This window comes from Streptomyces hebeiensis (genome assembly GCF_052983195.1).
Map to the genome: position 1 here is coordinate 7,487,626 of NZ_CM129812.1, position 25,620 is coordinate 7,513,245.

At 68.2% G+C, this 25,620-nt stretch carries 18 protein-coding genes and 9 pseudogenes; 7 read left to right on the top strand and 20 right to left on the bottom strand.

Features of this window, described 5'->3' with window-relative positions; translation table 11 throughout:
• Positions 1-21 precede the first annotated feature (21 nt).
• Complete coding sequence (locus tag ACU6P3_RS32180) at positions 22-555, bottom strand: pyridoxamine 5'-phosphate oxidase family protein (RefSeq protein ID WP_447195303.1); 534 nt, start codon at positions 553-555, stop codon at positions 22-24.
• Positions 556-701: 146 nt separating this feature from the next.
• On the opposite strand from ACU6P3_RS32180, the pseudogene ACU6P3_RS32185 reads away from it, so the two are divergent.
• Together ACU6P3_RS32185 and ACU6P3_RS32190 are read left to right on the top strand one after the other, a co-directional pair.
• Positions 702-938: pseudogene (locus ACU6P3_RS32185) on the top strand (hypothetical protein); the annotation flags it as partial.
• A gap of 228 nt (positions 939-1,166) precedes the next feature.
• Complete coding sequence (locus ACU6P3_RS32190; RefSeq protein WP_447198152.1) at positions 1,167-1,634, top strand: hypothetical protein; 468 nt, start codon at positions 1,167-1,169, stop codon at positions 1,632-1,634.
• Positions 1,635-2,210: 576 nt separating this feature from the next.
• On the opposite strand, the pseudogene ACU6P3_RS32195 reads toward ACU6P3_RS32190, so the two are convergent.
• A pseudogene (locus tag ACU6P3_RS32195) lies at positions 2,211-3,399 on the bottom strand (IS3 family transposase); the annotation flags it as partial.
• 135 nt (positions 3,400-3,534) lie between these two features.
• On the opposite strand from ACU6P3_RS32195, the pseudogene ACU6P3_RS32200 reads away from it, so the two are divergent.
• Positions 3,535-5,162: pseudogene (locus tag ACU6P3_RS32200) on the top strand (IS4 family transposase).
• 104 nt (positions 5,163-5,266) lie between these two features.
• Here the strand turns inward: ACU6P3_RS32200 and ACU6P3_RS32205 are convergent.
• The gene (locus ACU6P3_RS32205) at positions 5,267-5,512 is read right to left on the bottom strand and encodes an RNA polymerase sigma factor (RefSeq protein ID WP_447195304.1); all 246 of its coding nucleotides are present in this window, start codon (positions 5,510-5,512) and stop codon (positions 5,267-5,269) included.
• Between the two features lie 2,125 nt (positions 5,513-7,637).
• Between ACU6P3_RS32205 and ACU6P3_RS32210 the strand changes: the two genes are divergently transcribed.
• A complete protein-coding gene (locus tag ACU6P3_RS32210) occupies positions 7,638-7,802 on the top strand; it encodes a hypothetical protein (protein ID WP_447195305.1) in 165 nt (54 codons plus the stop codon).
• 214 nt (positions 7,803-8,016) lie between these two features.
• Here ACU6P3_RS32210 and ACU6P3_RS32215 read toward each other — a convergent pair.
• A pseudogene (locus tag ACU6P3_RS32215) lies at positions 8,017-8,186 on the bottom strand (thioredoxin-disulfide reductase); the annotation flags it as partial.
• Between the two features lie 182 nt (positions 8,187-8,368).
• Between ACU6P3_RS32215 and ACU6P3_RS32220 the strand changes: the two are divergent.
• Positions 8,369-8,473: pseudogene (locus tag ACU6P3_RS32220) on the top strand (LysR family transcriptional regulator); the annotation flags it as partial.
• An 89-nt stretch (positions 8,474-8,562) separates the two neighbouring features.
• On the opposite strand, the gene ACU6P3_RS32225 reads toward ACU6P3_RS32220, so the two are convergent.
• The gene (locus ACU6P3_RS32225) at positions 8,563-9,876 is read right to left on the bottom strand and encodes a tetratricopeptide repeat protein (RefSeq protein WP_447195306.1); all 1,314 of its coding nucleotides are present in this window, start codon (positions 9,874-9,876) and stop codon (positions 8,563-8,565) included.
• Positions 9,877-10,251: 375 nt separating this feature from the next.
• Between ACU6P3_RS32225 and ACU6P3_RS32230 the strand changes: the two genes are divergently transcribed.
• A complete protein-coding gene (locus ACU6P3_RS32230; protein WP_447195307.1) occupies positions 10,252-10,653 on the top strand; it encodes a putative immunity protein in 402 nt (133 codons plus the stop codon).
• A 47-nt stretch (positions 10,654-10,700) separates the two neighbouring features.
• Here ACU6P3_RS32230 and istB read toward each other — a convergent pair whose 3' ends face one another.
• From istB to ACU6P3_RS32290, 12 genes and pseudogenes are all read right to left on the bottom strand, one after another.
• Positions 10,701-11,495 (bottom strand): IS21-like element helper ATPase IstB, encoded by a 795-nt coding sequence (istB, locus tag ACU6P3_RS32235; protein ID WP_447195308.1) that lies wholly within the window; start codon positions 11,493-11,495, stop codon positions 10,701-10,703.
• Positions 11,492-12,286: pseudogene (locus ACU6P3_RS32240) on the bottom strand (Mu transposase domain-containing protein); the annotation flags it as partial. The pseudogene ACU6P3_RS32240 and the gene istB, both read right to left, overlap by 4 nt.
• A gap of 39 nt (positions 12,287-12,325) precedes the next feature.
• Positions 12,326-13,563, bottom strand: a protein-coding gene (locus ACU6P3_RS32245) for an IS3 family transposase (RefSeq protein ID WP_447195309.1) whose coding sequence is annotated in 2 segments (ribosomal slippage) — positions 12,326-13,231 and positions 13,234-13,563 — 1,236 coding nt in all. Because the reading frame shifts where the segments join, the coding sequence is not laid out codon by codon here.
• Between the two features lie 234 nt (positions 13,564-13,797).
• Positions 13,798-14,097: pseudogene (locus ACU6P3_RS32250) on the bottom strand (helix-turn-helix domain-containing protein); the annotation flags it as partial.
• A gap of 313 nt (positions 14,098-14,410) precedes the next feature.
• Entirely contained in the window at positions 14,411-15,655 is a 1,245-nt protein-coding gene (locus tag ACU6P3_RS32255) for an IS110 family RNA-guided transposase (protein ID WP_447198153.1), read from the bottom strand.
• Positions 15,656-16,047: 392 nt separating this feature from the next.
• Entirely contained in the window at positions 16,048-16,209 is a 162-nt protein-coding gene (locus ACU6P3_RS32260) for a hypothetical protein (RefSeq protein WP_447195310.1), read from the bottom strand.
• A gap of 304 nt (positions 16,210-16,513) precedes the next feature.
• The gene (locus ACU6P3_RS32265) at positions 16,514-16,753 is read right to left on the bottom strand and encodes a hypothetical protein (protein WP_447195311.1); all 240 of its coding nucleotides are present in this window, start codon (positions 16,751-16,753) and stop codon (positions 16,514-16,516) included.
• Positions 16,750-17,598, bottom strand: a complete 849-nt coding sequence (locus ACU6P3_RS32270; RefSeq protein ID WP_447195312.1) for a hypothetical protein — start codon at positions 17,596-17,598, stop codon at positions 16,750-16,752. Before ACU6P3_RS32270 ends, ACU6P3_RS32265 begins: the two co-directional genes overlap by 4 nt.
• A gap of 36 nt (positions 17,599-17,634) precedes the next feature.
• A pseudogene (locus ACU6P3_RS32275) lies at positions 17,635-18,561 on the bottom strand (IS3 family transposase); the annotation flags it as partial.
• Positions 18,562-18,605: 44 nt separating this feature from the next.
• Positions 18,606-19,640 carry an IS110 family RNA-guided transposase gene (locus ACU6P3_RS32280; protein ID WP_447198154.1) on the bottom strand — a complete coding sequence of 345 codons (1,035 nt, stop codon included), beginning with the start codon at positions 19,638-19,640 and terminating at the stop codon, positions 18,606-18,608.
• A gap of 4 nt (positions 19,641-19,644) precedes the next feature.
• Positions 19,645-20,453, bottom strand: a protein-coding gene (locus ACU6P3_RS32285) for an IS5 family transposase (RefSeq protein WP_447195313.1) whose coding sequence is annotated in 2 segments (ribosomal slippage) — positions 19,645-20,114 and positions 20,114-20,453 — 810 coding nt in all. Because the reading frame shifts where the segments join, the coding sequence is not laid out codon by codon here.
• A 338-nt stretch (positions 20,454-20,791) separates the two neighbouring features.
• A pseudogene (locus ACU6P3_RS32290) lies at positions 20,792-21,079 on the bottom strand (transposase); the annotation flags it as partial.
• Between ACU6P3_RS32290 and ACU6P3_RS32295 the strand changes: the two are divergent.
• Entirely contained in the window at positions 21,078-21,884 is an 807-nt protein-coding gene (locus tag ACU6P3_RS32295) for a hypothetical protein (RefSeq protein ID WP_447195314.1), read from the top strand. The pseudogene ACU6P3_RS32290 and the gene ACU6P3_RS32295 sit on opposite strands and share 2 nt — an antisense overlap.
• A 101-nt stretch (positions 21,885-21,985) precedes the next feature.
• Here the strand turns inward: ACU6P3_RS32295 and ACU6P3_RS32300 are convergent, their stop codons facing one another.
• The 3 genes from ACU6P3_RS32300 to ACU6P3_RS32310 form a co-directional block, all read right to left on the bottom strand.
• On the bottom strand, positions 21,986-24,649 hold the full coding sequence (locus ACU6P3_RS32300; protein ID WP_447195315.1) for a helicase associated domain-containing protein: 2,664 nt from the start codon (positions 24,647-24,649) through the stop codon (positions 21,986-21,988).
• A 20-nt stretch (positions 24,650-24,669) separates the two neighbouring features.
• Positions 24,670-24,981 carry a hypothetical protein gene (locus ACU6P3_RS32305; protein WP_447195316.1) on the bottom strand — a complete coding sequence of 104 codons (312 nt, stop codon included), beginning with the start codon at positions 24,979-24,981 and terminating at the stop codon, positions 24,670-24,672.
• Between the two features lie 100 nt (positions 24,982-25,081).
• On the bottom strand, positions 25,082-25,273 hold the full coding sequence (locus ACU6P3_RS32310) for a hypothetical protein (RefSeq protein ID WP_447195317.1): 192 nt from the start codon (positions 25,271-25,273) through the stop codon (positions 25,082-25,084).
• Positions 25,274-25,620 lie beyond the last annotated feature (347 nt).

Below are 25,620 nucleotides of genomic sequence, written 5' to 3' on the forward strand. Positions count from 1 at the left end.
GCGTGTCTGGTACGGGCGGGGTCACGCCTCGTCCGCCTTCCCACCGAGCTTGGCGAGATCGGGGGCGAACACGGCCATCCACTGCGGGTGCAGTCGGTAGAAGACCACGTCGTTGTCCCAGTCGAAGGCGTCGTCGCCATAGAAGTCCCGGAAGTACGCGAGCAGGTCCGGCCAGTCGGCGGCCGGCTCGCCGTCTCGGGGGTTGAGGACCTCCGCGGTGCCGTGTGTGAACACGCCCAGGTCCTCCCCGCGCATGTGCGCGGCGCTGACGGCGGGCCGGGCGGCGAGGTGCCGGGCCTTGGCGGCGCCGCGCGCGGTGCCGAAGTGCCATGTGCCGTGCAAGAAGTGCCCGTCCACGCCGCTGACCCGCGGCTCGCCCTTTGCCGTCACGGTGGACAGCGCAAGCGTGCACATGTCAGTGAGCACACCGGTGAGCTGCTCGGCGGTGAGCGTGCGCTCGCTGCTGATGATCGACCGCAGGTGCGCCGTGGAGCGGGCGAGCGAGGCGTCGAGGAGGGCTTGGAGCCGGTGGAGATCGTCGGGTGTCTCACGCATGAGGGTCCTTGTCTGTCCGTCGTCCCGGCCCGCGCCACCACGACACCGGCCGGCGCCCCCACTGTCTCCACAAAACTCGACATCTTCTGTCGTATTTCTTGCGGTGTCCTCTGCACCCTGCCACCGGGGTGTGGGCAGGCGTACGGCTGCGGACACCGCGACCCTGCGCCGCGCCCCCGGCTGGGCGGTACTGGATTGTTCCGGACGGGTTGTGGGAGACCGCCAAGCTGTTGATCCCGCCGTCGAATGTGTGGCCACAGGGCGGCGGGACGCAGGACACGCCTGATGAGACACTGTTCGCGGCGATCATCTACGCGCTGGTCAGTGGCTGTGCCTGGCGGGGACCGTCTCACGCCCGGACTCGCCGGCCAACGTTCCACAGACCCGCCAACAAGGAATCAACGAAACGCTCCCACCTTGTGCTTCGGGAGCCCAGCCTCGCCATCTATCGATCCAAGTCACAGTCGGCGCTCGCGTTGCCCCTTGTCCAGTTCCGCTACCTGCGACATTCCGCCCATTTAGGCAGGGGAGAAAACTCCGTCCCGTCACGCTGCGCGACGTCCCCGGAAAAGCCGCTGCCGCCCGGGGTGCGCCGCCGGGAGACTGCGCGGATGACCACGCAGCGGCTGCCGTCCCCGGTCCCGGACGAACGCGCCCACCTCTTCGTCGGCAGCTACGCCGACATACACGACCTCGTTGAGGATCTGGTCGTGCCCGCCGGCGTGCCCGAGGCCGCGGCGACCGTCCTGCGTACGGCCCGGGAGCTGCTGCGCCAGTCGTACTACTGCTACGAGTTCTCCACCGTGGCGGTCATGCACTCCCTGATCGCGGTGGAGATCGTGCTGCGCGACCGCATCCCGGACGCGGGCAAGAAGCCGCTGCACCAGCTCATCAAGCAGTGCGCCGCCGACGGGATCCTGACGGCCCGGCAGGCGGAGTACCTCGACTATGGCCGGCAGATCCGCAACGGCATGGCGCATGGCCAGACCACCCACGCGGTGATGCCGCCGGCCATGGCGGTGCCGATGGTGACGACCTCGTTCGCGATCGTCTCCGAGCTCTGCGCCGCGCACGCCTGACGATCACGGCTCGGTAACGGCACTCAGCGGAGCGTCACACCGTCGACTTTCGCCGCACCTCTACCAGGTGACAGGGGGATTCCATCCGGACCCCCGCGCCACCTGCGTGAGGAGCTTCGTCATGACGGACACCGGCAGCGCCCGGCAGCCCGAGCCGGAGCCGCGCCCGAGCTGGGCAAGGGGTGCTGAGCGGCCTCTGGGCGGCCAGGAATCCAGTGCCGTGAACGGTGCCGCGAACGATTCCAACGTCGTTCCCATCACCGCAGCTCACACCGCCCGCCAGGGGGTCTCCCGGCGCGCTGACACCTCTCTCCCTTCCCCTGAGACGTCGGCGAAGGGGGAAGAAGTCCACTCCCACGGCCGGGAAGGTGCGGGCCGATGCGCTGCGAATGCTGGGGTGCGTGCGGATAGCCACGGTGCGGCAGATGGCTGAGGTGATCACTGCGGAGGAAGCCGACGGCCGGTCGTACGTGCGCAGGACGATGAAGAAGCTGGCGGAGACGAATGGCAAGGCGGGCAGGCACCCGATCTGGAATCTGAGCTGCCCCGACTTTTGTAGAGTCCGCGATCGTGTGATCAAGCTGTCTGCGGGACTTGCTCCAGTCTCGCCCAGTACGCCTGTTCGTACTCGTCGGGTGGCATGTAACCGAGGGAGGAGTGGAGGCGTTCACCGTTGTACCACGCGACCCACCGGAAGACGGCCCGCTCGACTTCGTCGAAGTCCCGCCATGGCCCCTGATGCTCGATCAGTTCGGCCTTGAACGTGCCGTTCAAGGCCTCCGCCGTCGCGTTGTCGTACGAATCGGCGACGGAGCCCACGGACGCCGAGGCGCCAACCTCGGGCAATCGCTCTGTGTAGCGAATGGACACGTATTGCGACCCGCGGTCGCTGTGATGAATGCGGCCGGCGTCCTTCTTGATCTTCTGCCGCCACAGCGCCATCTCCAGCGCGTCCAACGGCAGGTCCGTGCGCATGTGGGTGGCGGCCTGCCAGCCCACGATCCGACGCGAGTACGCGTCCAGGACGAACGCCACGTAGACCCAGCCCGACCAGGTCCGGATGTAGGTCAGGTCCGCCAGCCAGAGCTGGTTCGGACGCTCAGCGGTGAACCGCCGGTTGACCAGGTCCGGCGGCCGAGGCGCGGTCGGCTCAGGGATCGTGGTGCGACGCCGCTGCCCGCGGATGACGCCCTCGATCCCGAGTTCCCGCATCAGCCGCCCGACCGTGCAGCGGGCCACCGCGTGGCCGGCGCGTGGCCGGCGCGTGGCCGGCGCGCGGGTGACCCGGCGGGCGCCGTAGGTGCGGCCGGAGTCTTCCCACGCGGCTGTGACCAGTGGAATCAGCTCTTCATCGCGCAACCGGCGGGCGGACTTCGGTCGGGACTTGCACGCGAAGTACGTCGAGGGAGACAGGTCCAGCACCCGGCAGACGGGATCGACCCCGAGGCCCTTGTCCCGCAGGTGGTCGATCACCTGCTCGGCCCGTCCGGGGACGGTCGATCTCCTGGGCAAAAAACACCGACGCGGCCTTGAGGATCTCGTTGGCCCGCCTCAACTCGGCATTCTCTTTGCGGAGTTGCTTCAGTTCCTCCAGTTCGGAGCTGGTCAGGCGGTCGTCGCGCTCGCCGGCGTCGGCCTCGGCCTGGCGGACCCACGACCGCAGGGCCTCCTTGTGAATGCCGAGGTCGCGGGCGACATACGCCACCGGGCGGCCGGTCGAGCGGACCTCGCGGACGGCGCGCTCGCGGAGTTCATCGGGGTACTTACAAGACCACGGAGTTAGAGCCGATCCGCGGCTGTCAACCGGGTCAGGCTATTTCGAGGAAGCGCAGGTCAGGGCAACGAGGCTCCTGGTAGGGCAGGGAAGCCGACCAAGGTCTTCCTGCTCGAAGGAGCCCCGTTGCCCGTTCAGCGTTCCACCGTCACGCTCACGTCGTCCATCACCGTTGCCGATGGCATCTTCGCTCCGGGGCATCTCGGCGAGCTGACCCGGCAGCTGCCCTTCGAACTCGTCGATGACGTGCTGGAACGCGTCGGCAGTGCCCAGCGGAGGCTGCGGCTGCTGCCGTCGAGGGTGGGTGTGTACTTCGTGCTGGCACTGGCCCTCTTTCCGCAGCTGGGGTACGTGCGCGTGTGGGACAAGCTCACCGCGGGACTGCGCGGGCTCCTTCACCGGCGTCCCTCGGAGAAGGCACTACGGGAGGTTCACCGGCGGCTGGGCGTCGCGCCGTTTCGGCTGCTGTTCGAAACGCTGGCCCGTCCCGTGGCACAGCCGAAGACACCCGGGGTGCGATACCGGTGCTGGCGTACGGTCGCCTTCGACGGGTGCAGCTCCGCCAAGGCCCCTGACCGGCCGCGCGTCTGTGCATGGCTGGGCAAGCAGAAACACCGCTACGGCACGGACGGATATCCGATGCTGAAGATCATGGTGTTGTGCGAGACCGGGACTCGTGCCCTGCTCGGCGCGGTCTTCGGACCGACGCCGGAGAAGGAGACCGGCTACGCCGAGAAATTGCTGCCGCTGCTGGACGACGGGATGCTGCTGCTCAACGACCGGGGATTCGACTCCGACGACTTCCTCGCGAAAGCCGCGGCCACCGGAGCACAGCTGCTGGTACGGCTCAAGGGAACCAGGACACCCGCCCGCTGGGCGCTACTGCCGGACGGGTCGTTCCTGACAAGGATCAACGGGACCCGACTGAGGATCATCGACGCGCGCATCACCGTGACGACCGCCAAAGGGCTGCGGCTGGAAGGCCACTACCGGCTGGCCACCACGCTGACCGATCACCGCCGCTACCCCGCCGCCGAGCTCGTGGAGCTCTACCACGAGCGATGGGAGATCGAATCCGCGTTCTACTCGCTCCGTCACACCCTGCAGTGCGGCCTGGTACTGCGCTCCCAGGACGCGGCCGGGGTTCAGCAGGAGCTATGGGCTCACCTGACCGTCTACCAGGCACTGCGCCGGGCGATGACCGAGGCCATCGAACCAGACCCCGCCGCCGACCCGGACCGCGCTTCCTTCAGCGTCGCTCTGGAGACCGCGAAAGACCAGGTCATCGCCGCTGGCGATGTAGTAACCGAGACCGGACGGGGCCGGATCGCATCGGCAGTGCTGCACAACCTGCTCCCGCCCCGCCGGGCGCGCGTCAACCCCCGCCGCGTCAAGTGCCCGATCTCCCGCTACGCCGCCCCGCCCGACCAGGCGCAAGTCCTGGGCGCCTCCAGGCTCACCAGCATCGACATCACCGTGCGCTCGGCCGCCGGACTGAGCACCGACGGGCGTCGCGACCGCACACTGCAACTCCTGCGCACTGACCCGTGCCGCACCTGGCGCGCATGCGAAATCGCCAGAGGTATCGGACTGGAGGACGCCCGTGGCCTTCGCGCTGAACTGGGACGCTGGGTCCGTGAAGGCATTCTCCGCCGCACCGGAAGGGGAATCTACGCACTCGAACACGAGTGGAACACGCCCGACCTTCATTGTCCCTCGATGCAGGCCACTTGACAGCCGCGGATCGGCTCTAACTCCGTGGTCTTGGGGTACTTACGTGGTGCTGGCACCGCAGGTGGTTCTCCTTACGCCTGGATCGTAACCCAGGCTTCAAGGACTCGACGAAGATCAGTGCAGCTCAGAGCCCCAGCACCAGCGGGCTCAGTCCCATCGCCTCGATCGTCTTGTCAAGCCATGACGCCGGGATCCTCTCGACGTCGCGGGGCCGCACCCACAGCCAGCGCGCACCGGCCCACAGAGCCATGACCAGGGCCAGGGCACCGAGACTCACCCGTAGCGCGACGAACGCCCGGTGAGCGTGCGTGGCCACTGTCCCCGGTGTGGTCTTCAGCACCCGGGCAGCCTCCGCCTGGGTCATCCCCATTTCCCTGCGTCAGCAGCATCACCCTGCGCTGCTGCAACGGAAGGACCCCCAGCGACTCGCTGACCACATGCCGCAGCTCGGCATCACCGACCGAATGGACCGCGGGCCCGTCCTCCTCCATCTTCAAGTCGATGTCGAGCGACGCGTACCCCCGGCCGGTGAAGTGGTGTCGGGCCGCCCGTCTGATCTCGTCGTCCATGACCTTGTAGAAGTAAACGCGCGTGTTCTCGACCGGCTCGGCGCGAGCCAGAACGGATCTGAGGGATTCCTGCACAACATCCTCGGCGTCTGCCGAGGACTCCGGCACTCCGCGGGCACGCAGTCGCTTGCGAGCGTAACCAATCAACTTTCCGTACTGCTCGACTACCAACTCCCTCAGTGCGTCGGCGTTCGGTTGTCCCAGCTTCTCCAGATCAGCCACGCCGCCCTCTCTTCCCCCCTCGCCGACTGGCCAGCGTGCTGTCCGCCTCCCGCTCGGCACGCACCAGCTCCGCCTGGCCTGCTGCCCGGATACGGAACGCGATGCTCTTAAGCACGCTGCTCACCCCCGGCGCGAGCAGCAGAAAGATGACACCACCCGTCCCCGCAAGCTCCACTGAACCCTCCTCATATCAGCGGCCATGAGCGCCTCACGGTGAAGCAACGGCCGTACCCTCCTGACAGTCATCCGACGGCCAGATTCTTGACACGACTGGCCAAGATTTTTCTCCTGTGGCACCCGAGCACAGACGTGCAGGTCACAGGGCTGGAGTAGCAGTCCGGAAGCACCACACGCACTGCGGCAAGGGCGAAACCGGTGCCCGCCGTCGTACGACTGGCGCGGACTCGCCAGCCCCACGACACGGGCGGTGCATCCCATCCAACAGGCAGACACGCTACGGCGTTTGAGGAGCGCTGTATGTGACACTTCAACTACCCACCGGAGGCAAAGTACCCCCGGCTGCCTGATGACCAAGGGCGGCTGACCGCGCTGGAAGGGCCCGAGGGCGTCGTGACCATCGGACCCTTTCCTTGGTGATCTGGCCCTCGAAGTACGTGGTGCCACCAGCACTCACTCGCGGGTTCCGGCCAGTCCGCCTGCGCCCCCGGCGTCGATCCAGGAACTGTATGAAGGCCAGCCACAGGTCCCGCTTGTGCTCGGAGTCCTGGGGGACAACGGTTTGGATGAAGAGGATCACGCCGGGCGTCACGATTGCGAGAACGGCGGCGGCCAGAAGGCGAAGTCGAAGCCGCGGGTCGTCCGTACGGCGCGCAGGGACGGAGGCGAGCCGACGGGGCTCGGTGCCGCGATCGGCGCACTGGTCACCGCCGTGGGAGCTCCCGGCTGTCGGCGCCACGCTGCGCGAACGGTGGCCATCGCCCGGAACTGGCCGGACGCGTTACAGCCGTCGCTTTCGACGCCGCCCGGGCCGACTGACCGTGTGCCCTGAGTGATGGGAGTTTCGATTATCGTTCGGTCGTGCGTGTCTGAAGCGTGTGAGCTTTGAGGGTGGGGACCTGATAATGCGAAGAGCCGGACGCCGACTGGCTTCTCCCGTGGCGCTCCTGACAGCGATCGGGCTGATCTCAGCCTGCGGTGAGGCCGGCGGGGCTGGGAGGCCGGTGGGGGAGGTGAGCGCGAGTGGCGCGTCGGACACACGTGTGGAGCGCTCCGAGCCTCTCACGGCTGCCGAGCTGCGGGCAGCGCTGCTTACCGAGGAGCAGGCCGTGGGCTTCAGGATCAATGGCGGCGACTCCGGGACGGGCGCTTTCCCAGGGCCTGCCAAGGATGAGACGGCCGTGCCCGGGGCATGCCTGCCTCTCCGGGAGGTGCGCAGGCAGAGCGCCCTGGGCCGCGGGGAGTCGGCGGTCGCCTGGTCGATTATGTACCGAGGAGACACAGCTGCGTCCCCTCGGTCGGTTGTGCTCACCAGCTTTTCCGTGGACACCGCACGAGCCCGTATGGCTGATCTGCGTCGCGCTGTCGCCGCGTGTGACCAGTTCGGCGTCCGCAACGCCTACGGCACGAGCTCCGTGACGTCCGAGACGCTCCCTGTCCCCGAGCTTGGCGAGGAGGCTGTGCGGTATCGGATGCTGGGACGCACGGTGTCCCGGGTCGGCGACAAGGGTTTCAGGCTACTCGCTGGTGACCGCTGTACGGGTCGGAGGCGTCATCGCGTCGGTCGAGACCAGCAATGTCCTGGGGCCGCTTCCAGCTGACAAACTCGCCGAGTTCAAGCCGGAGCCCGACACCGACGAACATGTCATCGCAACCCTCGTCGAGAACGTTGTCAAGGCCGAGACAACCTGAGCACCGGCCGGGGCGTGGGGTAAATCCGTTGCGCGTTGGACCGGTCTCGTCGAGCCGTCCGGCATGGAGTTGACCGAAGCGGCACGGGCATGGGCGCGAGGACGGTCCGTGATCCTTCCCGGACTCGTCCCGCCTCGGCACCTACCAACCGGAGAGACCTTGCGCGCCAAGGGACAGACCGGTCCCCTGCGCTTCTTCCTCTACCCCGGGGCCCCGCGCAGTGGGCGCTGGTGGCCGCTCCGACGATGGCCTGGCGGTAGGTATGGTCGACGACGTCGCTGGCGGTGAACACGCCGGGCAGGCTGGTGCGCGTCGTCGGGAGGCGACGGTGATGTAGCCTCCGCCGTCGACGTCGAGTTGCCCGGCGAACAGCTCGGTGCGCGGGCCACGAGCTCTGCCGGAGAGTGCGGGAAGAGCCCGGCTATACCAGCGCTCAGCACCCCTGGATCGATCCGAGCTGGGACGCCGCTACGGCGGCGACCAGCACGCCGCCAGCGTCAATCGAGAGCGAGCTGAGCGATTCGGCGTGCCAGGATGGACGGACACTACGGCCGGGGGGACCGTGCCCGCCGTTCAAGCAGATCGCCGGCCTGGAGCGCGAGGTCGGGACCCGGCTGTTCGAACGCGTCCGCCGGGGCGTGTTCCCGACGGGTGCGGGCGAGGGGTTCCTCGGCCAGCGCCTGGCCCCATCACATCCCCATCCGGCCGGCCCGCACCACCGCGTTGGTCCAGCTCGCCCAGGACCTGCCGCCCGCTGCCCTTAGCTCGGGCGTCCGGGGGTGCGTCGTTGGAGGATGGCCAGGGCATCCTGGATTCGGCCGAGGTCGATGAGGTAGCCGGCCAGGTCATGGCTGTTCGTGGAGGCGTGTTGTTCGAGAACGGCGACGGCCTCGTCGATGCGTCCGGCGCCGGCGAGTAGTTCGGCGATGTGCGGGGCCGCGTACCAGGTGGCGCCCTCGGGATGGGAGCGGGCCTGTGCGATCGCTTCGTCGATGCCGTCACGGGCGGCGATCAGCGGCAGCCGTATCGAGTACAGGTCCCACTCCTCCTCGCCCCCGCGGGCGGCGGCGAGGGCGTCGAGGTGCGCGAGGCCGTCCTCGGGGCGGCCCTGGTCGAGGCACAGGTCGGACAGGGTATGGAGGATGCAGTCGTCTCCGTTGCTGGCATTGGCCTGGATTCTCATCACGTCGATCGCTTCGTTCGCCCGGCCGTGCCGGGCCAGGAGTTGCGCGAGTTCGAAAGTCGAGTTGGGGTCGTGGGCCGTGGGGCGGTCGGCTTGCCGGTATGCCGTGATCGCCCCCTCCGCGTCGCCGCGCTCCTCCAGCAACTTCGCGAGCCGTTGTACGGCGTGCCCCGAGTCATCGGTCGCCGCTGCCGCCCGCAGCTCATCGAGCCGACCGTGCCGTGCCAGCAGTGCGGCCAGTTGCTCACGGTTGTTGAGCAGCGTGGCGCTGTCGGTGCGCAGCAGGGCAATCGCCTCATCGGTGCGACCCTGGCGCTCGCGAATTGTGGCGAGCAGCCCGATGGCTGTGTCGCGATCGAGGCCTCGGCAGCACCACGGGAAGTCCGAACACCGGTGCTCGGTCCGGGCGGCGAGCAGCGCGGCGGCTTCCTCGTCGCGGCCGGCGGCACCAGCGACGTCGACCAGCGCCACGGCGAGGGAAGGCTCGCCGATATGTGGGCGCAGCAGGGTGAACGCCTCCTTAGCGCGGCCGTGCCGGGCGAGCAGGCGCGTGTAGGACTCCAGCGTCATCGGGTGCCCGGCCTCCATGCGGACCCGGGTGATCTCGATGGCCTCGTCGATGCGACCCCAGCCCTCCAGCATCTCGGCGGTGGCTTCGACGGCCGTCCACCAGCCGGTTGCCCGATATGGGCCGAGCACCTCCAACGCGTCGGCCTGGCGGCCCTGCTCATCCAGCAACCGCGCCCACGCCAGCGCGCAGAACCACTCCCCGTCTCTGGCCTGCGGCTCCACCACGTTGACGTGGCCGCGTTCGAGCAGCCGCGAGACCAGCTCCGGCGGGATGCAGCCGGACCGCGTCCGGGCCTGGTAGTCAAGATCAGTAGCGTCCACGGCCACGCACGATAGCGCTCGCCCCTGACACCTTTGCCGACACCACCGGCGGCTACGAGTACAGCACAGATGGAATGACGCTCCCCGCCAGTTGGCGCGGCAGCCTGGACGGCGAAGGAACGCGAGGCATACGCCAACGACTTCGACGACGACCGCTCCGTGCTGGCCGTCCACGACAGCGCCAACCAGTCAAAGGCCGATCGCGATCCCGCCGAATGGAAGCCTCCCCGCGTGCTTCACTAACGGGCGCCCGTTAGACATCTCAGGGGGCCAAGAAGCCAAGTCCGACGATCCTGTCCGCGTCGGAGGCCAGTCGGTATGAGCGGCCGAGACCGACTTCCTGCCGCGCTGTCCGGAGTCAACGAGGATGGCAGCATGACAGGGGAAGCGAGCAAGGTTGTTCTGAGCAAGCAGGATCTTCGTGCAGTCACCGCGTTCGCCGCGGCTTCTGCGGAGGTCGTGCTGGAGATATTCGAGGCTGATCAGCCGGACGACTCGCGGCCTCGAGATGCCATCGGTGCCGCGTGGGCATTCGCCCGGGGCAGCGAGCGCGGGAAATCTTTGCGCGACACAGCGTCGGCGGCACTCAAGGCAGCCAAGAGCGCCCACACTGCGGCTGCGCGCGAGGCAGCGTGGGCAGCGATGTCTGCGGCAGGCGCCGCCTACCTGCATCCGTTAGCCAAAGCCACCCAGGTCAAGCATATTCTGGGAGCCGGCGCTTACGCAGCCAGAGCGGCCGAACTCCTCGCCGACGACGACCGTGTCAACGACTCCTGAATTTTGACCCCCTCCGGGCTCCTGAAAATTGACCCCCTGGGGTCGGTTCAGTCGCGGTGGGCTCGGTTTTCCTTGGCGAGGAGTTCGCGTCGTTGGCGGGTGCGGTAGGAGTCGCCGGTGAGGGTAAGGACCTCGGCGTGGTGGACCAGGCGGTCGATCATGGCGGCGGCGACGACGTCGTCGGAGAAGGTCTCTCCCCAGCGTCCGAAGGGCAGGTTCGAGGTCACCATCACGGAGCCCTGCTCGTAGCGGGAGGCGATCAGCTGGAAGAACAGGTTGGCCGCGTCCTGGTCGAACGGGATGTATCCGACCTCGTCCACGATGATCAGTTTGTAGCGGCGGATCTTCTTCAGCCCGGCCTCGAGACGGCCGGCCTGGTGGGCGGCGGCGAGGCGGGTGATCCAGTTGCTCGCGGTGTCGAACAGGACGGAGTGGCCGGCGTGGGCGGCCTTGACCCCGAGCCCGATCGCGAGGTGCGTCTTGCCGAGCCCGGGCGGTCCGAGGAGGATCACGTTCTCCGCCTTTGCGACGAACGTCCCGGTGGCCAGATGGGCCAGCACGTCGCGGCGGAGTGAGGGCAGATGGTCGAGGTTGAAGTCCTCCAGGGTCTTGACCTGCGGGAAGTGGGCGGTGCGGATCCTCATCACGGTGCCCTTGGACTCCCGGTCGGCGACCTGCCGCTGCAGCAGGGCCGCCAGATACTCCTCGTGGGACCAGTTCTCATCGCGGGCCTGGGCGGCCAGCTCTTCCCAGAATGCGCCGATGGTCGGGGTCTTCAGGACCCGGGTGAGGTAGGCGATCATGGACGGCAGGCCGTCCTTCGTCGCCGCGGTGGTCGTCATTCGTTGCTCGCTTTCGTGCTCGCGGGGTCGAAGTCGACGCCGAACAGGGCGTCGTAGTCGGGCAGAGCCCGCAGAGCGACGCCATGTCCGTCGCTGTGGTGGCGGGTCGCCGCCTGGCGTTGTTCGCGGTCGATGGCCAGGGCCTGGCGCATCCGGGCCGCGGTGGCGGCGTGGACGGGGTCGGTGATCACGGCCTGTTTCGCCCAGGACCGCTGATGAAGTGCGACGATCTGGCCGTCGCAGAGCACCGCGACCTCCTGCGGGGAAGCGGTCACGTCGACGAAGCGGCCGATGGCCTGCGGGTCGACGGAGTAGTCGACCGTGTCGATGCGGACGTAGTAGTCACGGCCGAGCCGGACACGGGCAGTGAGCCCGACCGGCGGGCGGACCGGTGGCAGCGGGACCATCGCCAGATAGTCGGTCCGCAGCAGGTCGACGGGCCGGCCCTGGATCGAGCGGACGGTGCGGGCGTTGGCCTTCACCAGCCACTCGGCCAGCTGCTGGTTGAAGTCCGCCGGGGAGGCGAACCCCCGGCCGGGCAGGAACGACGTCTCCAGGTACTGGTTGGCGCGTTCGACGATGCCTTTGTATTCGGGGTCGCGGGGCGGCGCGAGCTTGATCCTGGTGGCCAGGGTGCCGGCGAACGCCGCCGCCGGAGCGGTGACTTTCCCGGTGCCGCCGATCGCGGACTCTCGGTCCCAGACGAGTGTCTTGGTGACCCGGCCGATGCCATCGATCAGCGACCACATCCCCGCCAGGATATCGCCGGCCTGCCGGGACGGGATCATCGTCGGGCCTTGTCCCGGAGGAGTGGACACCTGTTCGTGTTGTTATGCGGCGAGTGTCAGGGTAGCTGACCGTTGCTCGTAGGCGATCGGTGCCTGCTGTCCGTTCGCTGAGTGTCGTCGGCGGGTGTTGTAGCGGGTGGTCCAGCGGAAGACGGCCAGGCGGCAGGCGCGGGCCCCGTCGAAGCGGCGGGCGCCGCGGAGCGTCTCGCGTTTGAGGGCCGCGTTGAAGCTCTCGGCGAGCGCATTGTCCGCGCTCGTGCCGACCGCACCCATGGACTGTCGCACCCCCAACTCAGCGCATACATCGCCGAATTGGCGGGAGGTGTATTGCACTCCGTGATCGCTGTGGAAGACGGCTCCGGCCAGGCTGCCGCGGGTCGCGGCGGCTGCCTGGAGCGCGTCGGCGACCAGCGAGGTGCGCATGTGGTCGGCGATCGACCAGCCCACCAGGCGGCGCGAGAAGCAGTCGATCACCGTCGCCAGATACAGGAACTGGCCGTCGCCCACCGGCAAGTACGTGATGTCGCCGACGTACTTGGTGTTCGGGGCGGTGGCGGTGAAGTCGCGCCGGAAGAGGTCCGGCACCGGCGTCGCGGACGGTTCGGGCACGGTGGTGACCTGGCGCTTGCGCAGCCGCAGCCCGGCGATGCCGTACTTGCGCATGACCCGTCCGACACGCTTGTGGTTCACGTGCTCGCCCTGGTCGCGCAGCTCGGCGGTGATCCGCGGGCGACCGTAGGTGCCGTCCCATTCGGCGTGCACGGCCCTGATCCGCTCGGCGAGCGCGGCGTCCGCCCGCTCGCGCGCGGCGCGGGCCTGACGGCCGGCCCGCCATTTGTAGAAGCTGGAGCGGGCGACCTCCAGCACGTGACACAACCGCTTCACGCCCCAGGCGCGGTGGTGGTCCTCGACGAACTGGAAGCGGTTGGTCACCAGGTCATCTCTTGTGCGAAAAACTTCGTGGCCTTGCGTAGGATGTCACGCTCGGTGGCCAGTTTCTGGTTCTCCTTGCGCACCGTCGCCAGCTCACGGCGCAGGGCCTCGTTCTCGGCCTGAAGCTCTTCGGCCGTCGGCGGGGAATCCACCGTGTTCTTCTCCGTGCTCGTACTCGTCGTGCTGCCCCCGCCGTGTCGGGCCCGTTCGGTCCGTACCCAGTTGCGCAGCGTCTCCCGGCTGATCCCCAGGTCCTTGCCGACGCCCTCGAAGGTGTGGCCCGGGTCCGACAGGTACAGCGCGACGGCGTCCGCCTTGAACTCGGGCGAGTAGACCTTCATCACCATAAAAGATGCCTCCTACCCGGCCCCTACCGGGGCCGGGCTCAGAGGTGTCCACCACTCGGGGACAGGTCCCGTCGCGGTCATGAACCGGGAGAAGCCCAGCGTCATCACCAGCACCGGCAGGATTCTCTCCTGTCCGGCGCCGACCTGGACCTTCGTCTCGGGGAACCACAGATCGCACTGGGCGACCTCGCCGGGCTCGTAGGTCAGGTCGACCGGATCGATGCCCACATACTCCGGCCGGATCCTGGCCAGCCGCTTCTTCAGCGGTGTCATCGAGTACGGCCAGCCGATCCGCTCGGCGATCACCGGCCCCGGCATTCGGGGCCACTCGTTCAGCAAGGCCCGAATCTGCGGCTCGAAAACATCGGCCACCGACGCCCGCGGGGCCCGTTCGTACTTCGGGGGCCGGTCCGAGGCCAACGCGGCCCGCACCGTGTTCCGGGCCACCCCCAACCGCCGTGCGATCTCCTTGATCGGCACACCCTCCGCTCGGTGCAGCCGACGTATCTCTGCCCAGTCCTCCACTTTCAGCACCCTCCAAGGATCAGGAGGGGTCAATTTTCAGGAGTCGCTCAGGGGTCAGTTTTCACGAGTCGCCAACAGACCGGAGCGTCGGTGCTGAACACCTTGAACGGACGGTGCGTCGTGCAACACCGGTCGTGGTTGACGTGCTCAAACGCTTCCCGACGGCGCCGGCTGACGGCGGACGGGTTGGCGAGTTGATCCGCATGTTGGACGCTGAACTTCGCTTACTCACCCTCACTGAGTAACTCTGAGCGCCCAGGTGGCGCAGCCTCAACGAGGGCCGCCAAGCGCTCACTGACTGAGCTTCTGCCCATCTCCTGAATTACGCGGAAGCTGGGAGAAGTGGTGCGAAAGCTCGTTGTTCGTCGAAGTGTTGCCGGGTCTGGAGGCAGTGGTGGAGCTGGCCGAGGAAGCGGTTGAGCAGGTGACGCTGGGCGGCGTTGTGCCAGTCTCCGTGCTCGCGTCGGCGGCGGTAGTGGGCGTTGGCTCCGGGTGAGGCCTGGAGGGCTGAGAAGGCCCAGAGGAAGCCGGCGTGCATGAGCCGGTTGTTCTTGACGAAGCGGCGGCCGACGAAGCGTTTCTTGCCGGAAGCGCGGGTGATCGGGGCGGAACCGGCGTAGGACTTGAGCGCTCTCGCGTCGGCGAAGCGGCTCCGGTCGTCGCCGATCTCGGCGAGGACGCGGGCCGCGAGCAGGGGGCCGAGGCCAGGGAAGCTGAGCAGGATCTCGCTGTCGGCGTGCTGCTTGAAGGCAGCCTCGGCAGCTGCGGCCAGGTCGTCCGCGGCCTGGCAGGTGGCATCCAGCTGCTTGAGGAGGGCCAGAAGTTGCTTGCCGAACGCGTCCTCGACGGCCGGGAGCTGGCGGGCGTACTCGGAGCGGAAGATGTCCCGCAGGCGAGCGGCCTCGGTGTCGAAGGCACGGATGCGGCCACTGCGCTTGAGGGCGGCGCGCAGCTGGGCGAGGGTGAGTTTCGCCGCCCTGGCCGGGGTCGGGGCGAGTGCGAGGACCATCCGGGCGTCTGCCCTGGTCAGGCCGCCCTCTTTGCCCTGGAAGGCGTGCAGGGCGGCGGGGTAGTACTCGCGCAGCAGCGAGCGGACCTGGTTGGCGACCTGTTGGCGGCTCCAGACGGCGTCCTGCTGTGCGCGGGCCAGCACGGTGATGGCCTGGGCGAGTTCGCTGTCGGCGGGCAGGGGGCGGTGGGCGTGCATGTCGGTGCGCAGGATGTTCGCCAGGACCAGGGCATCACCGGGGTCGGACTTCTTGCGGCTGACGCCGTGGCGGTCGCGGTAGCGGGAGGCAGCGAGCGGGTTGATCGCGAAGACCTTGCGGCTGCCGGTGCGCGGGGTGGCCACGAGCATGCCCTGGCTGGTTTCGATGGCCACCGGTATGGGAGAGTCCGGGCTGTCGCCGTGTTCGGCCAGGAGGTCCAGGAGCTTGCTGTAGCCGGCCGCGTCATCGCTGATGCGGGCCTTGGCGAGCAGTGTGCCGGTGTCGTCAACGAGGGCGAAGTCGTGGTGGAGCTCTGCCCAGTCGATGCCGCAGAACACAGTCAAGCTGTCCTCCCAGATGCAGTCCAGATGCAGTCCAGATGCAGTCATTTATGCAGGTCACGAGCACATGCGGGTCACGCGGCGCCCTAATCCCAGGACTCGTCGGTCCGCCATCTCAGTAGCCGTTCGCGACACCAGCGCACCCCAGGGGCTCGATCTGTTGCAGAGCTCACGGCTCGCGGATGGAACAAGAGGTCGACCCTGGGGTGGGCTCGCGCCGTGACGATCAACGTCCGGCCGGCCGCCGCGAGTTTCGCGGCGACCACGGAGACGCCTGGCTGTGCCGCTAGCCCGGGTGGTGGCCTCGTTCTGCTGGGCCTGGAGCATCGGCCGCCGAAAGGGGATCAAGGAAAGGGGCGGTAGGCCGTAGCCGTACCGCCCCGAGCTATACCGCCTCCTCCGCGAAAGGGTCATCCCGTGTCGGTGCGAGCGATGCTCGCCTGGTCCACCGCGGACAGCGGCCCCAGCCAGTCCCGTCCCACCCGCTCGCCCAGCCGGCGGCAGAACGCCGCGTCGGCGGTCAGCGGCCGCGGCCGCCCGGCGCCGCTGTCCCTCCACACCAGCTCGGCCATGGCCGGGTCCAGCAACGCGTCGGTCCCTCCCGGCCAGCGCCCGCAGCCGGGAGGCCACCAGCGCCGCCCCGGGCCCCCGAGTCAGAGCGCCGCCCGGGAACAAGCAGCGTGGCCGCGCCTCGCCGAAGTCGAGGCGCCCGCCGCCGAGGCGGCGGGCACGAAGGCTCAGCACAAGCAGGAGCCGGCCGAGCACAACGTGGCCCAAGCCCAGCGCCGAGAGCGCCAGGCCCAGGGTGTGCCAGGCGCGGGGGTGGGCGCACGCACCTTGGCCTGGGGTGGACTTCGTTGCCGTGCGGCAGCGTGGTCAGCCGGCGCGGCGGCGCAGGGCACGGAGCCCGACGTCGTACGCCATCGTGCCGAGGGCGAGGACCACGAGCGGCCACACGAGCGGGGATGCTGCCGGGATGGCGCCGTGGACCAGGGCCGCGCCGACGCTGCCGGTGCCGAGTACCGCGGTGCAGGCCGGAATGCCCGGCAGGGCGATCCGCAACACCACCTCCCGGCGCCTGGCCGGGCGGGCTGCGACAGGGGCCGGGGCGCTCATCGGCCGCTCACCGTGGCCGCCTCGGCCCCGGTCGAGCTGCCGGTGATGCGCCCAGCGAGCCCCTTCACCTTCCGGCGGACCTTCTCACCCTGCCTCTCCGGATCCGCAGCACCTGCGGCCATGGCCGCTTCGGCCCAGGTGGTGACCCCACGGGCGCCGAGAGCGAGAGTCACCGCTCGCTCGGCCGGGGAGAGGGCCTTCAGGATCTCGGTCAGGCGCGAGTCCTCGAAGCCGGCCTCGAAGCCGGGGTCGACGGCGGCCTGTCCGCAGACCAGGTCGTACAGGGTCAGCCCGTCGCCGAGCGGGGTGTCGAGCAGCAGCAGCCGCGACTGGTTGACCTTGCGGCGCCAGACCGGGGTGAGTTGCCGGTGGATGACACTGGCCTCTGACCTCAGCTTGTCCAAGGCCTCAGGGGTCAGGTGACCTTGGTCGTAGAGAGGGTCCGCCCAGTCGCCGAGCAGGGCGGTGGAGACCGGCTCGTTCCATCCGCTCCACCTTCCCAGCACCTCCGATGTGAAGGAGTGAATCGTGGGCCCGTCGCCGACGAGTGCCGCCTCGCGGGCGCTCAGCGCCTGGATCACCTCGGGGACCGGAATGTTCAGAGCCCGGAACCCGGACTCCGGAAGGTCGAACGTGCCGTCCATGTCGAGGGCGATGCTCCCGTCCCCCCGGAGAGTCACGGTATCGCCGGCGCTCCCGCTCCATTGGGCCGGGAACAAGGCCATGACCGCCACGCCGGTATCGGACTCGTAGTTGAACTGGCTGATCCGCTCCGCCAGATCGTTCTGGACGGAGCAGTCATCCTCGACCATGGTGTAACTGGGCGTCGGGTCCTCGGTGGCCATGGGTGCCTCTGAACCGTTCCGGGTTCGGTAGAGACTTCAGATTATGGTTGTGACCTGGGGTTTCAGGGTTTCGCGGTAGTAGTTGGCCTCGTATTCGGCGGGTGGGATGTGCCCGATTTCACCATGAAGTCGGCGGTGGCAGTACCAGTCGATCCACTCGGCGGTGGCGAGTTCGACCTGGGAAAGGGTTCGCCAGGGCCGTCCGGGCTTGATCAGTTCGGTCTTGAACAAGCCGATCGTGGACTCCATGAGGGCGTTGTCGTAGGCGTCGCCGACCGAGCCGATCGAGGCCGCTATGCCGACGGCGTCCAGGTGCTCGGCAAGCCGGAAACTCGTATATTGCGACCCGGCATCGGAGTGATGTATCAACTCACCTGCCTGGTACGGCTGTTCGTCGCGGTCGCGTTGCCACAGAGCCATGTCCAGGGCGTCCAGAACGAGCCTGGTCTCCTTCGACAAGGCAGCAGACCAGCCGACGATCCTGCGGGAGAAGGTGTCCACGACGAAAGCGACGTAGACCACTCCCGACCACGTGCTGATGTGGGTGAAGTCCGCGACCCAGCACCGGTTGGGGGCCGGCGCGACGAAGTTGCGGTCCACCAGGTCAGGCGCCCGCTCGACGGAGCCGTCCGGGATCGTGGTGATGATCTTCTTCCCGCGGACGGCACCGGTGATGCCGAGCTCGCGCATGAGGCGTTCGACCGTGCACCGGGCCACGATGTGGCCCTGACGGTGCAGCTCACGCCAGACCTTCCTGGCCCCGTAGACACGGTAGTTGGCCTCGAAGATCTGCTGGATGAGCGACTTCAGCTCGGCGTCGCGGACAGTGCGGGCAGACGGGGCCCGGAGTCGCTTGCGGTGGGCGTAGTAGGTGGAGGGGGCGATCTTGCAGTCGTGGTCGGTGAGGACCCGGCAGATCGGCTCGACCCCGCCGAAGCGGTCCTTGTGCTCGTCGATGAACGCTACGAGCGCGTGTGTGGCCGGTCGAGTTCGGCGATGCTTCTATGTCAAGCAGCCTGCGGAAGATCCGTTATGGGTCCGTGGGAGGCGCGTGCCGCCTCGTCGGCCAGCAGGGCCCGAAAGACCCGGTCGGAGATGCGGCGCCGCAGCAGGCGAAGGGCTTCCTTGACAGTGGTGCCTGCGGCGAGTTGCTTGGCGTAGTAGTCGGCGCCGGGCCCGCCGCGGCGGACTTGGGTGACCGCGGCCATGTGCAGGGCGTTGTTGATGGCGCGGTTGCCGCCCCGATTGAGCCGGACACGTACGGTGTTGGAGGACCAGACAGGGATCGGCGCGGTGCCGTTGAACCGGGCGAAGGCGTCCTTGGACTTGAAGCGGGTGGCGCCGGCCGTCTCTCCGAGGATCATCGCCGCAGACAAGACCCCGCAGCCGGGCACCTCCAGCAGGCTGGGAGCGAGTTCGCGGACCAAATGGCGCAGCTGCGCCTCCATCGCGTTGATGCGTATGGACAGACGCCGGCAGTCCTGAACCAGATCCAACGCGATCTCCGGCACGACTCCGCTGCGGGCCGCGAGGTCCGCTTCCAAGGCGTCAAGGACGCACAGCCGCCGCAGGCCGCGCGAGGGGACAGCCAGCTCGGGGTCGATCTCGTGCAGGAACCAGCGCAGCTTGTTGGCGATGGCAGTGCGCTGGCGGACCAGGGTGCGACGGTGGTCGGAACGCAGCTTCACCTCGCGGGTCGGGCCGTCCAGCTCGGCCCTGGGCAGGTCGGGCTCTCGCAGGGCGACGCGCGCGACCGCTTCCGCGTCGATCGGATCCGACTTGCCGCGCTCGCGGGCCGAACGACGCGCGCCGGCCATCAGTCGGGTGTGCACGCGCACCACCGCGTGGCCCGCCAGCAGCAGGTCGGCCTCGAAGCGCCGGGTCAGATGCCGGCAGTCCTCGATGGCGAGCATCACTTGTTCGAACTGCCGCAGCCAGACGCAGACCTGCCGGTGCCCCTTGGCAGTCGCGTCCACGGTCAACTGCGTCAGGCGCTTTCCGACCTGGTCGACTGCGACCAGGGTGTGGGTCTTCTTACTGATCGTTTCAGAATGAGGTTCGGAGTCGTCTCAAGCAGATGATGCTGCAGGCGAGTTGGAGCAGTCCGAGGTGAAGGTCGGCTCGTATCTCGTAGCGGATCCGGAGGCGCTTGAACTGGTGGAGCCAGGCGAAGGTTCGCTCGACGACCCACCTGGTCCTGCCCAGGCCGGATCCGTGGGCGGTGCCCTTGCGGGCGATCTTCGGCGTGATGCCGCGAGCGCGGAGGAGCCGCCGGTACTTGTCGTAGTCGTAGCCGCGGTCGGCGAACAGCCGCCGTGGTCGGTGACGTGGCCTGCCCGCCAGGCCGCGGATGCGGGGTATCGCGTCCAGCAGGGGCATGAGCTGGGTGACGTCGTGACGGTTTCCGCTGGTCAACGACACCGCTAGGGGTGTTCCGTGTCGGTCCGTGATCACATGGTGCTTGCTGCCCCGGCGGCCGCGGTCGACCGGTGAAGGTCCGGTGTGAGCCCCCCTTTCAGGGCCCGGACGTGCGAGCCGTCGACCGCGGCGTCCTCCATGTCCAACAGTCCGGCCTTGCGGAGTTCCGCGAGGAGGATCTCGTGCAGGCGGGGCCAGACGCCGGCCTCGGTCCAGTCCCGCAGCCGCCGCCAGCACGTCACCCCGCTGCAGCCGATCGTCTCGGTCGGCACGTCCGCCCAGGTCACTCCCGTGCGCAGCACGTAGACGATCCCCCGCAGAGCCGCACGGTCATCCGCCGGCAGTCGGCCTGGATACCGCCGACGCCGCGGCGGGCGAGGCGGGAGCAGCGGAGCGACACGATCCCACAGGTCATCAGGCACAAGATCATCCGACACACTCAGAACTCTGCCGTCCACCAGCCCAACTGCCAAGCCTGTGAGCCAAACTCATTCTGAAACGATCAGTTATGCGAATCGATACCGACAACGATCACAGAGGGCCTCCGGCGGGAGTCGGACGAGGTGTCGTCGCTCTCCGCGGGGGCACGCCTCAATCGGGCGAGCAGCACGCTTCTATCAGGCCACATCGCGAAGAACGAGGACGCCGACGGGGCGGCACATCGCCGACAAGCCCGCAACGGACGGGGCAGCAAAGAAAAGAGCCAGTCCCGTCGGCGTCCGTCAGTGTCGCACCGTCACTGGTTCGACGTCTCCAACGATGGCATTGACGCGAAGAAAGACGCCGCAGCCTTCAAGATGTCGTTCGCCCGCTTCAGCTCGGCGATCTCCTTCTTCATCGCCTTGATCTGAGCGGACTCCTCCGTGGACGCCCCCGGCCGCTGCCCGGAATCGACCTCGTCGCGCCTGACCCAGTTCCGCAGGGTCTCGGCCGAACCGATGCCCAGCTTCTGGGCGACCGCTCGCAGCGCGGCCGACTCGTTCGGATAGTCACCACGGACCTCGGCGACCATACGGACCGCTCGTTTGCGCAGCTCAACGGGATAGGAGGAAGGACGTGCCATGACTCGATTTTTTCACGGAATCGAGTCTCTACCGAACCCGGAACGGTTCACCCGTCTCCGCAACGACCTCGGAGCACAGCTAGACCGAGCCACGTCAGCCTTCGTCAGCGATCAGACCGACCGCATCCGCGCCACCGCCGCCGAACAAGCCCGGCTTGAAGAACGCTTGATCAGCCTAGAACAAGCCCTGTCGTTGTACGAGCGTTCCCAGAAGCAGGCACGCCGCATCGCCGAGCTTGAGCAGGAACAAGAATCTCTCAACGCGAGCATCGACGCTTCCAGGCACAGCAACCCTGCCGTCCAAGAACGACTGCGGAAACTCGACGAAGCCTTCGAGACGATCCTCCGCGCCTTCGACACTCCACGATTCGAAGAACCGGCAGGCACGTACATCAGTCGCAAGACGTACCTGCCCATCGTCGACGGCCGGTCCTTCTCAGACCTCGGCTCTCAGGGAGTGGAAGTCCTCGTCAACGTGGCGCACGTCCTCGCACACCAACTTGTTGCCCTGCGGGACAACAGCATTCCGCTCCCGAACATCCTGATCATCGACGGCCTCAGCAACAACGTCGGCCACGAAGGCATCGATCTCGAGCGGCTACGCAAGATGTACACCACCCTGCTCAGCGCTGCCCTCCAGCATATCGATGACCTGCAGATCATCGTGGCGGACAACGATCCCCCGCCCATCTCGGGAGTTCACCGCGCGCTAAAACTGTCGGACACCGATCGCCTCGTCCCAGAAGCGACCGCCGGGCAAGAGGCCCCGGACACAGAAACTGATCAGAGTGGCGACAGCAGCTGAGACACCAGTCGAATCTGCAACCCGCAGTCCCTGCAGGCGTTCCCTTGGGGACTGCGGGCTCGGCGCTGTCTGGTTAGCGCACCGATGGGTCGGTGCCAGAGTCATGCCCAAGCGATACCGAGCTCCCGTAGGGCAACGAGTTGCTCCTGAGTGAGCTTGTCCCGCCTCGACTTGGTGTTCGAGACCCACACGCCAAGCTTCACCGGCACCGGCTCGTCCTTGCCATCGACCTCGATCTCGACGACCGCGCCGCGCGGGACCGGCCGGTCCACGCCTTCCCGCTCGACCCACTGCGTGAGGGCCGCGAGTCCGCGCTGGAATGCCTGCTGCGCCTTGCTCGGCCCCTTCGCCGTGCGGCTCGCCGTCGGGGCGGGGGCCGGGGCCTGGTCGGGCTGTAGGCCTAGCTTCAACAGCCGCTGCTGCTGCTCCTCGGAGAGCTGTTTCCAGGTGCCTGGATTTTTCTGGCGCTCCAGCCATCGTCCGATGTCATCGCCGTCCATCAGTACGCCAGGGGCGATGTCGGGCAGTACTCCACCGTCCTCGTCGGCGGCGAGGTCGGCGAGCACCTTGTAGTGGCGTTGCCAGTCGAGCGGCCAGGGGCAGTTCCAGTCCGGGTCGATCTCCGCGAGCTGCGCGGCCCGGGTCTCCGCGCGCTGCAGGTCCTTGGCGAGGCCGTCCTTGCGGCGGAGGTTCGCCACGTGCTGTCCGATGGGCAGCATTGCCGCGCCTTCGCCCCAGACAGCGTCTTGTCGGGGTGCGAGGTGTCCGGTGGCTCGCCGGTAGGAGCGGAGTGCGGCGAGCTTGGCCTCCCACGCTTCATCGCCGGGTTCCCACACCATCCCGGCGTCCTCGAGGAGCTCTTTGCGGTGGGGGTCGAGTTCGCCGGCGCGCAGCGCCTTGCGCTGCTGGTGCACCCATCGGCCCAGGGGAAAGTCCTTCGTGACGCCGACCTCGGTCTCGACGTCGTAGGGGACGGCGTGCAGGCCGGTGATGCCGTTCTCGATGCGCCACCGGACCAGGGCCTGGTAGCCCTCGAGCCAGACCAGGGACTGGGGCCGGATGACGCGGCAGCGGGTCAGGGCGGCGATGTCGGCGGCGTCGCGGGGGGAGGCGAAGTTGACCACGACCGAGGTGACGCGGTCGACCTCCTGCTGCGCCTCGCGGGCCTCCTCGGACAGGTCCCCGTTTTCCGGGCCGGCCGCGGAGGCAGACCGGACGTAGATACGCCGCCGTTCGGTTGCGCGGGGCAGGGCGCGGGAGGCGAGCTGGTCGACCATGCGTTCCGAGTGTGAGCGCAGGGCTTGGAGGATGTCGACCAGGGGCTGGTAGCTGGCGGAGGCGACCATGTCCTTCGGGTCCTCCCCGGGCTGGAGGAAGACGGGGATGATGATCCGCGCGGTCTTGGTCGTGCCATCCGGGTTGGGGCGCAGTGCCCGTCCGATGTTCTGGACGATGTCGACCTGGGAGCTGCGCGAGCCGACGATGCACACAGCCTCGACCCCGCGCAGCCCGGTGATATCGACCCCGACCCCGAGAGCGCGTACCGAGGACAGGAACGCCCGGTGCACCCGCCGGTTCTGGGCGTCGATGCCGTTGGCGAACCGCTGGATCACCGCACGCCGATGCGCGATGGGATGGTCCCCGCACAGCCAGTCCGCCCACACCCGCTCCGCAGGCACGTGACGGCCCTCCTCCAGCTCGTACAGCTCAGCGTCGATCGACGACGCGGGCAGCTCCTCCGCACTGGCCAGCGCCGCCGCGGAGGCCTCAGCGGCATACAGCTCCGCGGCTGTGCGCGGCATCTGCTCGGCGAACGCGGCCGCCTCCTCGACCCGCTGGTGGAACACCATGGTGGTGTGCAGATTCTGCTGCGCCGCGTGCTCCAGCAGCGCCGCCTGGAGCAGGGCCATGCGCCGGCCACGCAGGGCGTCCTCGGACAGGCCCAGGATCGGGTCCGGGTTGCGGATCTCCAGCACGTCGATCTCGAACCCCGCGAGGATCGAGCGTTCCACCGCTTCCGCCAGACCGAGATCGAAAATTCGGGTGCCGTAGGTGCTGGAGTCGTCCTCCATCGACGCGACCACCACCTCCCGCCCGTCCCGGCCTCGCTGCGGCCGGGGCGCGGCGAGGATCCGAGGGGTCGCGGTCAGGTAGAGCCGGAAGTCGACAGGGATCCGGCTGTTGTCATGGATCGCCGCCCACGGCCGCCCCATATCCCCTGCGGTCATGTGCCCCTCGTCCAGAATGGCCAGGTCAAACGGAGCCATCCGCTGCCCGTACAGCCGCTCCCCGCCCGCCAGAGCCGACTCCAACGGCCCAGGAACAGTCCCACGGCCAGCGACGTCAGCGGGGTCCTCGCGGTCCACCAGGGAGGCGTACGTGGCGAACACGACCACCGGACCGCTCCCGGCCCACAGAGCGAGCTGGATCGGGTTGGTGGTGGTGCGCACTCCGAGCTGCTCCAGGACCTCGTCCTTGTCCACCGAGCAGACCGCGACCATCGGCGCACGGTGCCCGACCCGCCGCCAGGACTGGGCACTCTGCACGATCAGATCCAGGGTGGGCACCATGACGAGGATCCGGCCGTCCGGGAAGTACTCCAGAGCGCACGCAGCGGTGGTGATCGTCTTACCGGACCCGGTCGCGGACACCCCCATGGCACGTGCCCCCTCCGGAGGCATAAAGGATCTTGCAGGAAACCCTACCCAGTCACGAAAGCGCAATTTCTGGTCGACCTGGTGTTCCTTGAGCGAAAGCAAAAGCATTTCTAAGCCCTCCCCGGTTCCTATTCCTGTGGTCCTTCGATGGCCGCGTGCCGAATAGAGGCCGCACCCGAGCCGTTCCAGATCGACGCACCCGCCCTATGCCAGCCGGGCTTTCCGTCCTTGAAGGGCGGCTGGCCGTCCGGGCCGTAGTGCCCGACACCGAACGCGCAGAGGATGCAGTCCTCGTCGCTGTTCACCCTCCGCGCCGCACACAGACCGCCAGCCTCGCCCAGCACCTCCAGCACCCGGCGCCGCGCCATGGTGTGCAGCAGCACGGACTCCCGAACGAACCCCTCCAGCCGCACCAGGTCTGCCCCTTCACGCTGCCTCACGTCCGCGAAACGTACGGCCAGCTCAACCACCCGCCCGACCGGCCGCCGCGCCGTGGCCAGTCCCGGACCGCGATGCCCCCAGGGGCCTCACTCACCGCCATCACCCCTTCGTCCCAGCCGCCCGCGAACACAGCACACCTTGAGAAGCCGGCACCATGCCGTCCAGCTCCACCACGTCGCACTGCGCCCCGGCCACCAGGTCGCCCGCCTCGCTCGCGGGCAGGCCCTGCGTCTCCAGGAGCGCGAACGGTCTCAACCGGGCCTTCACACCCGCCGTCTGATACTGCGCCACCCAGAGCATTGAATCGCTGCTCAGGGCAGGATCTGGTCCGGTAGATTCGTGGTGACCAGCCATCTGGCCATCCTCTCGAAAGTTGGGAGAATCCCGAGTGACTGGCGGGGTGTCCCCAATTTCCGCCAACGATACATGCTGCATCTACTTGAGGCAGCCACCACACTAGAACCCGGCACGAACGAGCGACCCCCCGCTCCCCGTAGCCAGTCAGGCCCGCGTCAGCGGGCCTCGGGCCCTGGAGGCGCAGCCGGAAGGGCCCTTGAGGCGGGGGAGCGCAGCGGACCCGCCGGCCCAGGGCAGAGCGAAGCGAAGCCCAGGGCCGGCGGGGCAAAGCCCCGCAGCTC